Source organism: Dyella sp. (assembly GCF_035486915.1).
Taxonomy (GTDB): domain Bacteria; phylum Pseudomonadota; class Gammaproteobacteria; order Xanthomonadales; family Rhodanobacteraceae; genus Dyella_B.
Genome location: NZ_DATHMR010000139.1, coordinates 17,492 through 32,893 on the forward strand (window position 1 = coordinate 17,492; position 15,402 = coordinate 32,893).

14 protein-coding genes are annotated in these 15,402 nt (G+C 57.3%); 9 read left to right on the plus strand and 5 right to left on the minus strand.

Annotation, left to right across the window (positions count from 1 at the left end):
* Nucleotides 1-2: 2 nt before the first annotated feature.
* From VK725_RS11160 to VK725_RS11195, 8 genes are all read left to right on the plus strand, one after another.
* On the plus strand, nt 3-806 hold the full coding sequence (locus VK725_RS11160) for an ATP-binding cassette domain-containing protein (RefSeq protein WP_325318128.1): 804 nt from the start codon (nt 3-5) through the stop codon (nt 804-806).
* A gap of 29 nt (nt 807-835) precedes the next feature.
* Nucleotides 836-2,785, plus strand: coding sequence for a bifunctional 5-dehydro-2-deoxygluconokinase/5-dehydro-2-deoxyphosphogluconate aldolase (locus tag VK725_RS11165; protein WP_325318129.1), 1,950 nt, complete (start codon nt 836-838; stop codon nt 2,783-2,785).
* Nucleotides 2,782-4,695 carry a 3D-(3,5/4)-trihydroxycyclohexane-1,2-dione acylhydrolase (decyclizing) gene (iolD, locus tag VK725_RS11170; protein WP_325318130.1) on the plus strand — a complete coding sequence of 638 codons (1,914 nt, stop codon included), beginning with the start codon at nt 2,782-2,784 and terminating at the stop codon, nt 4,693-4,695. Before VK725_RS11165 ends, iolD begins: the two co-directional genes overlap by 4 nt.
* Nucleotides 4,685-5,602 (plus strand): myo-inosose-2 dehydratase, encoded by a 918-nt coding sequence (iolE, locus tag VK725_RS11175; RefSeq protein ID WP_325318131.1) that lies wholly within the window; start codon nt 4,685-4,687, stop codon nt 5,600-5,602. The genes iolD and iolE overlap by 11 nt, the downstream gene beginning before the upstream one ends.
* Complete coding sequence (gene iolB / locus VK725_RS11180) at nt 5,599-6,396, plus strand: 5-deoxy-glucuronate isomerase (RefSeq protein WP_325318132.1); 798 nt, start codon at nt 5,599-5,601, stop codon at nt 6,394-6,396. The genes iolE and iolB overlap by 4 nt, the downstream gene beginning before the upstream one ends.
* A 24-nt stretch (nt 6,397-6,420) precedes the next feature.
* The gene (locus VK725_RS11185; protein WP_325318133.1) at nt 6,421-7,941 is read left to right on the plus strand and encodes a CoA-acylating methylmalonate-semialdehyde dehydrogenase; all 1,521 of its coding nucleotides are present in this window, start codon (nt 6,421-6,423) and stop codon (nt 7,939-7,941) included.
* Between the two features lie 325 nt (nt 7,942-8,266).
* Complete coding sequence (locus tag VK725_RS11190) at nt 8,267-8,710, plus strand: MarR family transcriptional regulator (RefSeq protein WP_325318134.1); 444 nt, start codon at nt 8,267-8,269, stop codon at nt 8,708-8,710.
* A 4-nt stretch (nt 8,711-8,714) separates the two neighbouring features.
* Nucleotides 8,715-9,149: a hypothetical protein gene (locus tag VK725_RS11195; RefSeq protein ID WP_325318135.1), complete on the plus strand. Its 435-nt coding sequence runs from the start codon at nt 8,715-8,717 to the stop codon at nt 9,147-9,149.
* Nucleotides 9,150-9,606: 457 nt separating this feature from the next.
* On the opposite strand, the gene VK725_RS11200 is transcribed toward VK725_RS11195, so the two are convergent.
* The 3 genes from VK725_RS11200 to VK725_RS11210 all read right to left on the minus strand — a co-directional run bounded on the left by VK725_RS11200 (nt 9,607) and on the right by VK725_RS11210 (nt 11,715).
* Nucleotides 9,607-10,068, minus strand: coding sequence for a hypothetical protein (locus VK725_RS11200; RefSeq protein ID WP_325318136.1), 462 nt, complete (start codon nt 10,066-10,068; stop codon nt 9,607-9,609).
* A 330-nt stretch (nt 10,069-10,398) separates the two neighbouring features.
* On the minus strand, nt 10,399-11,079 hold the full coding sequence (locus VK725_RS11205; protein ID WP_325318137.1) for a hypothetical protein: 681 nt from the start codon (nt 11,077-11,079) through the stop codon (nt 10,399-10,401).
* A gap of 189 nt (nt 11,080-11,268) precedes the next feature.
* Nucleotides 11,269-11,715: a GNAT family N-acetyltransferase gene (locus VK725_RS11210; RefSeq protein WP_325318138.1), complete on the minus strand. Its 447-nt coding sequence runs from the start codon at nt 11,713-11,715 to the stop codon at nt 11,269-11,271.
* 1,003 nt (nt 11,716-12,718) lie between these two features.
* Here VK725_RS11210 and VK725_RS11215 point away from each other — a divergent pair.
* On the plus strand, nt 12,719-13,495 hold the full coding sequence (locus VK725_RS11215; protein ID WP_325318139.1) for a hypothetical protein: 777 nt from the start codon (nt 12,719-12,721) through the stop codon (nt 13,493-13,495).
* A 158-nt stretch (nt 13,496-13,653) separates the two neighbouring features.
* On the opposite strand, the gene VK725_RS11220 is transcribed toward VK725_RS11215, so the two are convergent.
* Both VK725_RS11220 and VK725_RS18610 read right to left on the minus strand, forming a co-directional pair.
* The gene (locus VK725_RS11220; RefSeq protein ID WP_325318140.1) at nt 13,654-15,207 is read right to left on the minus strand and encodes a GH39 family glycosyl hydrolase; all 1,554 of its coding nucleotides are present in this window, start codon (nt 15,205-15,207) and stop codon (nt 13,654-13,656) included.
* Nucleotides 15,208-15,230: 23 nt separating this feature from the next.
* On the minus strand, nt 15,231-15,402 hold a 172-nt coding region (locus tag VK725_RS18610), incomplete at its 5' end, for an alpha-L-arabinofuranosidase C-terminal domain-containing protein (protein ID WP_414648488.1).

The following is a 15,402-nucleotide window of genomic DNA, read 5'->3' on the forward strand; positions in this document are numbered from 1 at the left end:
CTATGACCAGCACCGATAAGACCGATTACATCCTCCAGCTCGAAGGCGTCAGCAAGTTCTTCGGCACCGTGATTTCGCTGCAGGACGTCACGCTGCGCCTGCGCCGTGGCGAAGTGCATTGCCTGCTCGGCGACAACGGCGCCGGCAAGTCGACATTGATCAAAATGCTGGCTGGTGTGCATCGACCCAATCGCGGCCGTTATCTGGTCGAAGGAAAGGAAGTGCACTTCACGTCGCCGCGCGAAGCGCTGAACATGGGTATTGCCACTGTTTATCAGGACCTGGCGTTGGTTCCGCTGATGAGCGTAGCGCGCAACTTTTTTGCTGGGCGCGAACCGATGCGCAAGCTATTCGGCATTATTCCGGTGATGGATATGCAGCATGCCGCACAGGTTGCCGAAGAAAAACTGGCCGGCATGGGCATTCACGTGCGCTCTGCGCATCAGCCGGTCGGCACCATGTCCGGCGGTGAGCGGCAATGCCTGGCGATTGCGCGCGCCATTCATTTCGGCGCGAAAGTGCTGATTCTCGACGAGCCAACCGCTGCACTGGGAGTCAAACAGAGTTGCAACGTGCTCAAGTTGATCCACACGGCACGCGAGCGCGGCATCTCGGTGATCTTCATTACGCACAACGTTCACCACGCCTATCCCGTGGGCGACAGCTTCACCTTGCTCAATCGCGGTCAGTCCATGGGCACGTTCGCCAAGAACGAGATCAGCAAGGAAGAAGTGCTCGACATGATGGCCGGCGGTACGGAAATACAAAGTCTGGTCGCCGAACTGGAAGGCCGCAGCGCAGCCTGAGTCACCTCTTGCATAAGAAGCATTCCGCGATGAACGAACGCAAGTACGACCTTATCTGCCTTGGCCGCCTGGCCGTGGACCTTTATGCCCAGCAGCCGGGCGCAAGGTTGGAAGACGCTTCCAGTTTCGCCAAATACCTGGGCGGCTCGTCGGCGAACGCAGCTTTTGGTGCGACTCGCTTGGGATTGCGCACCGCCATGATCAGTCGCGTGGGCGACGACCATATGGGCCGCTTCTTGCTGGAAACGCTGATCCGCGAAGGCTGCGATGTCAGCCACGTTCACATCGACACAACGCGGTTGACCGCTCTGGTTCTGCTAGGCATCAAGGATCGCGACACCTTTCCGCTGATCTTTTATCGCGAAAACTGCGCGGACATGGCCGTCGATGAAAGCGATATCGATGAAAACTTCATTGCGTCCAGCCGCGCGCTTGCGATCACGGGCACACACTTCTCCACGCCTGACGTTCACGCCGCTAGCAGCAAGGCGCTGGCTTTCGCGCGCAAGCACGGTGTACGCACCGTACTGGATATCGATTACCGCCCGGTGCTGTGGGGCCTCACCGGGCGTGGCGATGGCGAAACGCGCTTTATTGCCAATGATGGCGTGACTGCGCATCTGCAAGCCATCCTTCCGCACTTCGATCTCGTCGTTGGTACAGAAGAGGAATTTCACATCGCCGGTGGCAGCGATAATCTGATCAACGCCCTGCAAGCCGTGCGTGCCGTAACAGCGGCAACGTTGGTCGTGAAGCGCGGTGCATTAGGTTGCAGCGTGCTTGAAGGACCGGTACCCGCAGACATCGATCACGCACCGACTTATCGTGGTACACGCGTGGAAGTACTCAATGTGCTCGGCGCCGGCGATGCGTTCATTGCCGGTTTTCTCTACGGCTGGCTGCGCGATGAAACTATCGAGCGCAGCTGCGCCTACGCCAACGCCTGCGGTGCGATCGTGGTATCGCGACATGGCTGCGCTCCGGCCATGCCAAGTCGCGCAGAACTGGATTACTTCCTAGCGCATGGCGAAAACCTACAACGCCCCGATCGCGACGAAGAGCTCGCCCATCTGCATCGCGTGAGCGTCGCTCGCCCTGTCTGGGACGATCTACATATCTTCGCTTTCGATCACCGCAGTCAGTTCTACGATCTGGCCTGTGAATGCGGCGCCGACGAATCGCGCCTTCCGCGACTCAAGCAGTTGCTGGTCGACGCCGTCGCGAAGACGGAGCGCGAGCTTGGCCTGAAACAACGCATCGGCGTTTTGATCGATCAGCGTTACGGACAAGATGCACTCAACGCCGCTACCGGTCGCGGCTGGTGGATTGGACGCCCGATAGAAATGCCCGGTTCGCATCCGCTGGAGTTCGAATATGGCCGATCGGTAGGTAGTCAGCTGCTGCAATGGCCGATCGAGCATGTCGTGAAGTGTCTGGTTCCCTTCGACCCCGACGGTGCGCCCGACTCACGCCTGGAACAGGAAACCCAGCTGCTCACGCTTTACGACGCGGTAAAACAAAGTGGCCATGAATTGCTGCTCGAAGTGATCCCGCCCATCAATCCACAAGCCAGCGGCACGCCGGGCGAACGCGTGGTGCGCGCGATGAAACGCATCTACAACCTCGGTATTCGCCCGCAGTGGTGGAAGCTGAAGCCATTGCCCGCTCAGGACTGGATGATCGTCGATGCATTGATCGCCCAACGCGATCCGTACTGCCGCGGTGTTGTATTGCTGGGTTTGAATGCGCCCTTCGCCGAACTCGCCGAAGGTTTCGCGGCCGCTGCGCACAGCGCCAGTTGCCGCGGCTTTGCGGTCGGTCGCAGCCTCTTCATGGAACCGGCACGCGCATGGTTCACCGGCAGCATCGACGACGACGCGTTGGTGGAACAAGCTGCACAGCGATTCGCCAAGCTCGCCGGCTTATGGCGGCAGGCGCGCCATGGCGGCTCACGCGAGAGCGCCGGAGTTGCTGCATGAGCGCCACCGTGCGACTGACGATGGCTCAGGCGCTGGTGCGCTATCTCAGCGCACAGAAAATGCGCGACGATGACGTAAACGATGAGAGCGGCAACACGCTGCTACCTTTGTTCGGTGGCGTGTTCGCGATCTTCGGTCACGGCAACGTCGCCGGGATCGGCGAAGCGCTCTACCGACATCGCGACCAACTTCCCACCTATCGCGCGCACAACGAACAGGCAATGGCTAACGCTGCCATCGCCTATGCCAAGGCACACATGCGCCGGCGCATGATGGCCGTCACCACATCCATCGGCCCGGGCGCGACCAACCTGATCACCTCTGCCGCACTGGCACACGTGAACCGTCTGCCGGTGTTGCTGTTGCCGGGGGATATCTTCGTCTCGCGCGCACCCGATCCGGTGTTGCAACAACTGGAGGATTTTGGCGACGGCACGGCCAGCGTCAACGATTGTTTTCGCACGGTGTCGCGCTACTTCGATCGCATCGTGAAACCCGAGCAGTTGCTGACAGCGCTGCCTCGCGCTATGCATGTCCTGACCGACGCTACGTTGTGCGGCCCGGTCACGCTCGCGCTGCCGCAGGATGTTCAGACCGAAGCCTACGATTGGCCCGAGACATTCTTTGCCGAACGCATCCACACTTTTCGCCGTATGCCGCCCGCTCCGGACGATATCGCCGCCGCCGCGGATGCCTTGCGCAAGGCAAAGCGGCCCGTGCTGATTGCAGGTGGCGGCACGCTATATGCGAAAGCGAGCGACGCATTGCGCGAATTTGCAGAAACACATGGTGTACCGGTAGCCGAATCCCAGGCCGGCAAAGGTGCGCTGGCGTGGAATCATCCCTTGCAACTGGGGCCGGCCGGCGTATCCGGTTCTACTGCGGCGAATGCGTTGCTGGCGAAAGCCGATCTGGTGCTCGCTGTGGGCACACGTTTGCAGGATTTCACCACAGGTTCCAACACGCTCTATGCACATGCGCGGATGATCACGCTCAACGTCAATGGTTACGACGCATTGAAGGGCGGCAGCGTGGAAATTCGTGCTGATGCGCAGCTTGGCCTTGAGTCGCTCTCCAAGGCACTCAATCAGTGGCACACCGGCGATGCCTGGCGCCAGCGCGCCGAGCAAGCGGCAAGCAGCTGGCGGAACACCGTGGATAGCGTCACCAGCCGACGCGAATTGCCGGCCGGCATGTTGCCGTACGACGGCGAGATCATCGGAGCGGTGCAGCGCTCGACAACCGATTCCACGCGCAAAGACATCGTCGTTTGCGCTGCGGGAACGCTGCCGGCCGAATTGGAAAAACTCTGGCGCACAGAAATTCCGGGCGGTTATCACGTGGAATACGGCTATTCCTGCATGGGTTATGAAATTGCAGGCGGCCTGGGCGTGAAGATGGCCAAGCCCGACCGCGAGGTGATCGTGATGCTCGGCGACGGCAGCTATCTGATGCTCAACGCCGAAATCGCCACCTCGGTGATGCTCGGCCTCAAGCTGATCGTCATCGTGCTGGACAACCGTGGCTTCGGTTGCATCAACCGGCTGCAACAAGCCTGCGGCGGCGAGCCGTTCAACAACATGCTCGACGATTGCCTGCACGGTCCCGATGGCGCGCCTTTCATCGATTTCGCCGCCCATGCGCGCGCGATGGGAGCCGAGGCCGAATATGTCGACAACATCGTCGGGCTTGAACAGGCGCTCGTACGTGCACGCGCTGCGCGGCGTACCTACCTTATCGCCATCGATACCGATCACCGGCGCACTACAGAAGATGGTGGATGCTGGTGGGAGGTCGCCGTACCCGAAGTGTCATCAAGCAAGAGCGTGCAGCACGCACGCCGCGAGTACGAGATGGCCAAACAGCAACGCCAGCCCGGTGTCACAACAGGCAAGACCCATGGCAAATGACGCTTTCAACGTAAAGATCGGCATCAACCCGATCAGCTGGAGCAATGACGACCTGCCCTCCCTGGGTGGCGAAACGCCTTTATACACGGCACTGACGGAAGGTCGCGCCATCGGCTATCAAGGATTCGAGCTAGGCAACAAATTTCCGCGCGAACCCGACGCGCTGCGCGAGTTGATGGCAGGCTACCGACTCGATGTCGTGTCGGGTTGGTATTCCGGCCGACTCGCCACCCGCTCCGTCGACGAAGAGATCGCCGCAGTCGAACCCCATCTGCGCCTGCTTGCCGGCAACGGCTGCAAAGTCATGGTGTATGGCGAAGTGGCCGATTCGATTCAGGGCGAGCGTACCGTGCCGCTCTACAAGCGCCCCCGCTTTCGCGATGACGACCCATTCAAGCGTTATGGAGAGCGGCTGACTGCTTTCGGTCGTTATCTGCTGAGGCACGGCGTGCGACTGGCGTATCACCATCACATGGGGGCGTATGTCGAAGCACCCGGCGATATCGACCGCGCCATGGCCTATACCGGCGATGAGATCGGGCTGCTGTTCGATAGCGGTCACGCCTATTTCGGTGGTGGCAATCCGCTGGACATTCTTACCAAGCACATCCATCGCGTTTGCCACGTTCATTGTAAGGATGTTCGCCCCGCCATCATTCGCCATGCGCGCAATCGCCAGTGGAGCTTTCTCGATTCCGTGTTGAATGGCGTGTTCACCGTGCCGGGCGACGGCGCGATCGATTTCGCTGCGATCATCGATACGTTGCGTACGCACGCTTATCAGGGCTGGCTGGTGGTCGAAGCCGAACAGGACCCCGCGGTGGCGCCGAGCTATGCCTATGCCAGCAAGGGCTATCGCACGTTGCGTGCACTCGTAGACGGCACACCGCTCAAGGAGGTCGCATGAGTCTGTTGGTAAAAGGACACGCGCAGGGGCGTGAGATCGTCACGGTGACGCCGGCAACGGCCGGCTGGAAGCATGTGGGTTTTGAAGGCTTCCGCCTTACGGCGGGCGAAAAGCTGCGCGTCACGCTTGCGCCTGATCGCGAGGGCTGCCTGGTCGTACTGACCGGCAGCGCCGAGGTGCTGGCTGGTGCCGAACGTTTCGATCATCTCGGCGGCCGCGCCAGTGTGTTCGACGAACGTTCGCCAGACGCCGTGTATGCGCCGCCCAACACGGTATTCGCCATCACTGCGCACGATGACGTAGAACTCGCGCTGGCTACTGCGCCTGCAAGCGGTCGCCATCCGGTGCGTCTTATTCCCGCGGCAAGCATGAAGCGATCGGTTCGCGGCAAAGACACCAACACGCGCTATATCTGCGACATTCTGCCGGAAACCGAACCTGCCGAATCATTACTGGTGGTCGAAGTGGTAACACCGGCTGCGCACTCTTCCAGCTATCCGCCGCACAAACACGACACCGATAACTTGCCGGTGGAGAGCTTCCTGGAAGAAACCTACTACCACCGCATCGACCCGCCGCAAGGCTTCGCCTTCCAGCGCGTGTACACCGACGAACGCGACCTGGACGAATCGATGGCCGTCTATAACCACGACGTGGTGATGGTGCCGCGCGGCTATCACCCCGTGGTCATGCCACACGGCTATCGCGGTTATTACCTCAACGTCATGGCCGGCCCGCATCGCGAATGGCATTTCAAGAACGATCCGGCGCACGACTGGCTGATGCTACGTTGAGGAAACACACGAAAGGTAAATCTCATGTCCGCACAACCTTCAGAACGTAGCGCGCCCCAGGCGATCGATCATTACATCGACGGCCAGCATCATGCCGGCAAAGGCGCTAGCGTACCTTCCTACAATCCTGCCAGTGGTGCCGTGATCGGCGCCGTGGCACTGGCTTCGGCAGAGGAAGTCGATCTCGCCGTGAAGGCCGCAGAAGCCGCCTTTTCCGCGTGGTCGCAAACGCCGCCGCTGAAACGCGCACGCATCATGTTTCGCTTCAAGGAGCTGATCGAGCGCGATATGGACAAACTCGCCGCCCTAATTACGCGAGAACACGGCAAGGTGTTTTCCGATGCCAAGGGCGAAGTGGTGCGCGGCCTTGAAGTCGTCGAATACGCCTGCGGCATCCCCGAACTGCTGAAGGGCGAATACACCGAACAGATCGCCAACGGCATCGACGCATGGACCATGCGCCAGCCGCTGGGTGTTTGTGCGGGCATCACGCCGTTCAACTTTCCGGCGATGGTGCCCATGTGGATGTTTCCGATGGCAATCGCTTGCGGCAACACCTTCGTACTCAAACCCTCCGAACGCGATCCATCCACCGCATTGATGCTGGCTTCGCTGCTCAAGGAGGGGGGCCTGCCGGACGGTGTGTTCAATGTGGTGCAAGGTGACAAGGTGGCCGTGGATGCGCTGCTGGATCACCCTAAAGTGCGCGCTGTGAGCTTTGTCGGCTCCACGCCGATTGCGCAATACATCTATGCGCGCGGCACAGCCAGCGGCAAGCGTGTGCAGGCATTGGGCGGCGCGAAGAACCATATGATCGTGATGCCGGATGCCGATATCGAAAAGGCGGCCGATGCCTTGATGGGTGCCGGCTACGGCGCGGCAGGCGAGCGTTGTATGGCGATCTCGGTCGCTGTGGCGGTGGGTGATACGACGGCTGATGCGCTGGTGACAAAGCTAGCGCCGATGGTGCGCGCGTTGCGCATCGGCGATGGTATGAATGCGCACGTGGATATGGGGCCGGTCATCACCGGCCCCCATCGCGACAAGATCACCGGCTACATCAACGACGGCGTGGCTGCTGGCGCAACGCTGGTCGTCGACGGGCGTGGCCATCGCGTGGCCGGTTGCGAGCAGGGTTTCTTCCTGGGCGGCTCGCTATTCGACCATGTCACCGCGGCGATGCGCATCTACAAGGAAGAAATTTTCGGCCCGGTACTTTGCGTAGTACGCGTGCCGGATTTCGCCAGCGCGCTAAAACTCGTCGACGAGCACGACTACGGCAACGGCACCGCCATCTTCACCCGAGACGGTCACGTCGCACGCGAATTCGCTCACCGCGTGCAAGTGGGCATGATCGGCATCAATGTACCCATTCCCGTACCCATGGCCTTCCACAGTTTCGGTGGCTGGAAAAAGAGCCTGATGGGCGATCACCATGCCCATGGTCCAGAAGCAGTGCGTTTCTATACCCGACAAAAGGCTGTGACGCAGCGCTGGCTGGAAGGTGGCAGCAATGGTGCCGAGTTCGCCATGCCCACTCACTGACAATCGCCGTGAGGATTTTTAATACAACGTAGCCGGGAATGGATGGCGATCACTCTGCGACCGAATCTGCCGTACATCATGCATGCTGGTGTAACCAGACAAAAAGCACGTGGTTGAGTCCATGCTCCAAGACGAGGAGCTAGGGCGTTGCACAGCCCAATGCCTCCTCTGCAACGAACGCACACTTTGAGTAACGCGGACATTTCATATATCCGCAGCGCAAGTGAGCGGCCCTTTCGAATATCCAGCGGGAAGTCATCGCCCTCGCGCCCCCACCTTAAAAGTCAAACTTGCAAGATTAACTTCTAAAGTATAAGGTGGGCGCATGCCCACATCACGCTCCTCTCGCGCAGCAATGGAAACCGCCGTCAACGAACTCACGGCTGCGGTCGGGCAGCTTTTGCGCCGCCTGCGTTCCGAAACAAATCCGGACGACCTCAATCTCTCCCAGCTCAGCGCCTTGGCGCGGCTCGATCAACATGGCGCCATGGCTACTGCAGATCTAGCCCGCGCAGAGTCGATGAAACCCCAATCGATGGGCGCGATTCTTGCGACTCTCGAACAAGAAGGGTTGGTTGAGCGACGGCCTCATCCCACAGATGGACGGCAGATTCTTTTTGGCCTGACACCCGAAGGCGCCCAGATGAGGCGTCTGCGTGGCATCGCGAAACGCGAATGGCTGCGTGCGGCAATGGCGAAACTGGATGCCGCTGAACTTGAGACGATCATGGACGCCATTCCGCTGATCAAACGCCTGGGCGAGTCATAGTGGCATGCTCGCTGCATCCACGTATCTGCCTCGCGTTTCAGGAACCAAGCACTGCGTTGCGCAAGCACGCACCTTCGCGCACCCGCTGAAAGAGGACAACACCATGGTGAACTGGCTTCACGATCTCTCTTATTTTTTTGGCGGCGTTTTTCTCGCCAATGCCATCCCCCATTTCGTCAGCGGCAGCATGGGACGCCCGTTTCAGTCGCCCTTTGCTCACCCGCCCGGCGAAGGGTTGTCGTCGTCGACGGTCAATGTGCTCTGGAGCTTTGTAAATTTCGTCGCCGCCTATTTGCTGATAGCTTGCGTCGGCCAATTCGATGTGCGTGACGCGCAGGCGATTATCGCGCTGGGATTAGGTGCGCTCTTGATTAGTCTTGGGCTTGCCAAACGATTCGGCCGTTTCAACGGCGGCAACCTCAAGGCCAATCGGCATTAATGCAATATCGAAGAAGGGGGCGACGACGACGGGGCCCCATCGAAATGGGGTATGGAGTGCTCCATTATCACCGCTTGTACCTCATCGAGATCCAAAAACCGTATCGTTTCTCCGCTTGAGCGGAGCGCATCGAATACGCGCTCCCTGTCGGATGAAGACCCCATAAAAACTAGGCGCGCTCCTTATGTCCAATTTCGCAGAGCGTCCTTGAAAATATTCAAAATCATGTCCGCTGTCGCGCTGGAACTCAGTCCGCCAAGTCCCAAGATATCGCCGCGCCGTAGGCCTTGCGCGCCACCTCAATGTTCTTCCTGATGGCTCCCAATAACGACGCGCGCGATCTTAGTCTTAGGTAACTTGTCGGGCTCATTCAGAAATGCCCGCTTCAGTCGAAAGCAGACACCTTCTGAATCGAACAATCCGATCCGCGTTTCTCTCGACTGGAAACAACGCTCCGTTACAGCTTCGCATCCAGCGTTGGGTCTTTTAACCAGTCAGCAATATCTTCGCCAAGTTCTTTTCCGAGGCGATCGAGAGAGCCACATGCAGTCCAGGCAGCCATGGTGTGCTGATGTGCCACAAAAGAACCCACCAGCTTGCCGCCATCATGGAGTTCACCGTGAACTTCTGCCCACTTGTAGCCAGTCACATTGCCGCCGGCAATCGCATGTACTTGAGTAATTTTCATCGTAAGTACCTTGCCGCTTATATGCGATGCATCCATGTCCGTTACGGATACGCCAACTTGCGCAGATCGCGCAATGTTTTCACTTAATTTTGAATTCCAATCACATTTTGTACGCACATCGTCCGTTCCGACGCCGTCTGCATAAGGTGTGACTCGAGGGATTGAAACCACGTCCGTGGCGGACGCGATTGAAGAGATTCCGACCAATGCGAACACCCACATTTTTTTCACTGATATTCCCCTTTATTTGCCAGTCGGCAAACTTTTACGTCCATCCCTGCACCTGCGCCCACTTGCTGCGCGCCCCTTGAACATCAATCTCTATAAACTTTATCGGCTCATCGCCAGGCTAACAATCCAGCGCGAACTGGATGCTAATACGCCCCAAGAATGTCCGCGTTGAACCGAAAACAAACATTGGCATGCGTTTTCTTCTTCCGCGGAGTTCCGCTTAAACTCCCAAGGAGATGCAGCCTGATTGTTGCTGCGAAGGCTCCCCGGGCCGTCATCGTTCCATCAAGATCAAGGAGCGCGAGGGTGTATTTGTATAGCAGCCGCCCCCTACTGCTCAGCAGAATCCTTACCGTTCAATGCATTCTGCATCTGTTGTTCCAATTGGCTGAGATCGTTTTTTGCTTGTTCCTGCATGACCTCCATCTGAGCGACCACATGCAGTAATTCATGCGGCTCCACGCTTCCAGAGCGAAGGTTGGTCATTGTGTCGATCATTCTCGGGCCATCTATGATCAGATGGAGGTTGCTTGTGAGCGAAGCGGACGTTTCCCGCTGAGCGGCGTAAACAGCGGAATAGCGATACATGCGTTTGCTGTCGATCCAACTTGCCGACTGGTTGGCTACGGCGACATCCCAGGCTTCCTGGCGCAGCGTCGGCCATCTAAGGTTGAGATTGAAGTTGAGGTTGTGTATTTGCGTCAGAACGAGCTGCTCTACGTCCGTGTCGGACGCATTGGTTTTAAGATCCTGTTCCAGCGTGTCGCGGAGATGGGTCAGAGCATCGGCTTGATGCGTGTCCTTCGCTAAAGCCTCGCGGACCTCCGCCAGGTTGGTGCGGATTTCCGCATCGATCTGCTCACTGGCTACCGCGGCGGCTTGTCGATGATGAATATGCTCGATCCAACCTTCGAGACCAAGGGCAGTAAGAATACTGAGCACAATCATCAGGTAGTGCTTGAGAAAATCCTTGAACGACTTCAGAGCGGTGCTGGGCAACTCCAGGTGCATGGCAGACAACTCCTAACGTGATATCGACGCAAGCGTAACTAGTCCGGAAGCCAAGCGAAAAGTACAGGCGTAGATTTAAGTGCAAACCCTAACAGTAGAATGGTCTGCCTTGAGTCAAACGCGAACGCCCAACGTTTGACACCATAGACTTGACCGGGCTGCCGGGTGAAGATCCTTTCGATGGAAAGGTTAGAGCGCTTGGCGATAAACATCAGGTTTGAGATTTTCCATTATTCGCGACGGGTTACCCAGCGCTTCGAAACCAAACTTAGCGTAGAGGGCATGTGCGTCTTTGGTTGCCAACAAGAAGCGCCTGAGTCCCTGCAACTCTTCGTGGGCAGTGACAAATTCCATAAGCCACTTGGACAGGCCCTTGCCTCGATGCGACTCAATTATGAAGACATCTGCAAGGTACGCGAACGTTGCCTTGTCGGTGATCACACGAGCGAAGCCCACTTGCTGCGCACCGAAGTACACGCCAAAGCAAAGTGAGTTTTCAATGGCACGTTCAACAACCCCGCGTGGAATACCTGGCGACCAATAGCTTTGCGTGAGAAACGCGTGAACGGCTGCAATATCGATGCGCTGCCGATCAGTGGACATCTGGTATTCGCCGTGGTTTGCGTTTACTGGCATTTTTGAGCACCCTGACTACTTCATAGACGGACATGCACGTCCGGTTAGACATCTGCGCGCACGTGCTAAACGCAGCCCCTAAAGCACTGAACTCTTGAAACCTTACCGACCAACATCCGGCTAACAATCCGATGCAAAGCCGCCTGTCGATTGCTACCGCCGGACGTTCGCCTTGGATCGAAAACGGATATTAGCTTTCCCATTAAAAGGAAGATGCAAAGTTCAATGGCGCGAAGGATTCAGCACGATGACACCGCCAATTCCAAGTACGAGCACGATCAGAAGAATTAATAACAAAGGCTAAGCACCGGGTTGCGCTTGCTGGTGTCGTGTTGCTTGGCGAAATCTGGGAACGACGATTTCATCATCTTCCGAGCCACGAACTTGTTCCGCGCCAGGTATTTCACCTTCCGCCTTCCTAGGGGAACAATCGGAAGCCCCATAATGAACCACATGTTGCGCTCGACAGAGCCACATGTTGCGCACCTGTTGAACTTCCTTAAACCCCATTCGTTTTACCGATGACGTTAACTGTGATGAGGTTTCCCGTATTGATTGCGACCGTGTCAAGTTGACGCGCATCGCAGAACGGTTTTTCTGGAACCCTATCGACCTTTTTTAATATCCAATTGGCTTGTTCGCGGAACGTTTTTCCGTCCATCGTTGCGCCCATTCCATTCCCCCTGTGGCTGGCCGGATATCTTAATGGCCGCTATGGATCGTAAGCGGATGTTCTGTGCTTGCCTAGCAGCCGCCATGACTACAAGTTCCGTCTGTGGCGGCGCGCCGATGCTCGATCCATGAAGATCTCCCGGATGCCGACGATCGTGCCAGGCACTTTTCCGACGCGCGATGTCGTCATGAATCATATTCAAAATCAATGCATTGCGTTCCAAGCAATTGACACCTTCAATTGCGCGCATACTCGACGAACTTCGCCCGCCCGAAGTGATCAGGGGCCTCAACTCAACCATGCAGGGCAACAGCCCTAAACGAGGTTCTTATGAACGGCATCACACCCTGGCTAGCGTTGTCATTCACGCTGTTATGCGCCACCGGAGTTCGGGCAGCCGATACAAATAGCGTAACCATCGTGCGGGACTACACCGATATCGTGGCACCCGCGGATCAGCAGGCCTATGAAGCAGGCGTAAAAAGCTTCAACCAATGCTTGCATCAACATGGCTTTAAATACACGTGGACAGCATGGACGCACGAGACGGGAAATACCTACTCCTATTCGTATACCTCCGACCCGCTTTCATGGGAAAGTTTTGACGCCATGAGTGTCGCAGGCAAGGCATGCGATCAATCGCTCAGGGCGGCTGTCAATCCGCATTTGAAGAGCGAGACAAGTGCATTTGTCGAAATGATGCCGGAATTAAGTCACATGCCCAAAGGCATGGGGCTTACATCTGCCTTGATTGAAGTCACTTATTTCAAACTCAAGCCCGGCCATGATGCATCGGAAGCGTTTGCAGCTGCTGCGAAAAAAATCGCTGCCGCGGCGGAAAAGTCCAATTGGCCCATTAACTATATGTTCGGAAGAATGCGAGAAGGTGGTGAAGACGCACCCGACTTTATCCTGGTGAGTCCTGCCAAAAGCTGGGCGGATCTTGGCAACGATCCCGACCCCACTCTGTGGAAGATGGTCGAGAATGTCTACGGAAAGGAAAGCGGCCAAGCGATCCGTAAATCGGTTAACGACGCTATCCAGAGTGTGTCGTCGCACGTGGACAGTTACAACGCCGATTTGACGTACACATCGGCCGGTAAATGACACGCAACCATCAACTTGAGCGGCCTGCATTGCGGGCCGCTTTTTTATGTGCGAAGTCACAAATCTTCAAGTTAACGCGCGTATCGAGCGTGACAATTCGCTTTGTATCGAAGGCGACCGTTGGTAACCATGCGTATTCGATCGTTCCAGATGGCTACCTAGCGCTTCGCTAGAACTTCGACCAACACGACATCATTGGATCGCATGGGAATGGACAAGCTTGCGATTCCATTCGAATCGACTATCAGCGTGCGCATTTCGGGGCGATCGGCTGTCGTAACCTGCAGTTGCTGCAATTGATCGTTACTGAGTGATGTGGGTGAACCCATGCGCAAATAGGCCGAATAAGCATCATTGGCATCGTAGCCCGTCCGATAAATGGCCACTTGGTATTTACCGGGCTGCATATGCGTAAGATCGAGGCTCACCGCTCGGGTCGGATGCGACGGAAATACCTTGGTATAGAACGACCGATCGCTCTGCTCCTGCCGGGGCGACACGAAGTCCCAGACCAGCGCTTTGAGCACGTGGTCGTTCCACGTGACATAACTTTGCGTATCGGCAGTTTTCAGTTCGGTGCGACTAAGGCGGTGCAGGTATTTGTAGGCGAAATAAGCTGGCTTGCGAATGCCTTGTGGATTCAACAAACCAAAACCGCCCTGGAATGGTGCAGTCGGCGGCCCGGGTTCTTCGAACAAATCGCTGAAGGTCCAGTAGCTCATACCCTGCGCCATGCCTTCGCTGGCTTTTAGCTTGCCGAGAATGTAAGCGGCACTCACATACGAGTCGTGAACCGGATCGCGTGGCGTGTAGCTGGTGCTCCATTCGGTGAAGTAAAGCGGCAACCCCGGCTTGGCAGAACCGTCGATCTGACTGCGTACGCGACGCACGTCGCCGACGATCGCATCCGGAGACGGCGACAGCTTCGTGTCGCTTTCACCATGCTCATCGAGGAAACCGCCGTCCACGCCGTACGTATGCGTGGTGATGAAATCGAGCGGCACGCCGGCCTGCACGGTGTGTTGTATCAACTCAGGTACCCAAGCCGCACCGGCGGTGGCTGGCCCACCCACCCTCAGGTACGGATCGACGTGCTTGATGGTTCGCGCGGTTGCATCGTAGAGATCGAAATACGCCTTTTGATCGCCACCCTGCCAGAAACCAGGTAAGTTTGGTTCGTTCCAGACTTCGAAATACCAGGTTCTGATTTCTTGTTGTCCGTAGCGTCGTTCCAGATGACTGACGAAAGCCTCAACCAATCCCGTCCATTTTGGAAGTTGAGGATGCGAGGTGTTGCCCTTCCAGTAGAAGATGTGCTGGTCCGATGTCCTCATCGCTTCCGGCGTAAACCCCAGTTCAACGAATGGTCGGATGCCTATCGCAAGCAGTTTGTCGTAGAGGCGGTCGATCTTCGTCCAATCGTAGACCGGCTTGCCGTTCACTTCCCGATATGTGCCCAGCACGTCGTGAAAAATGGCATGGAAGCGGATGTAACGTGGACCCAATTCCGCGCTTACGGTCTTGAGCTGAGCGAGACTGTCCTCGCGCATCAGCGTTCCCGGATAGTCCGAGCCGATGGATAACTCATAGTAGCGATCGAGCGGCGAGGACACGCCATCCACATCAACGGCGATGTGCCGAACATTTTGATCGGCTTGCACCGCAGGCGCCCCAAAGCAAAGAACAATCGCTGCCACCAATACGCGCAACATAAAGTTCACCCGCCGAGCGCGCATCAGTGAAGGTCCAGCACGACGACGGATTTTGGCGGCAATACGACCGTTACCAACCCATGCTTGAATGTTGCGGAGTCAAACGGTTCTGGCTTGACTCGGTCCGGACGATCGAATGTGTTGATGGCGTTGATCGCCGGCGCGGTCAACTCTCGGCCATGTACAGCCGATCCT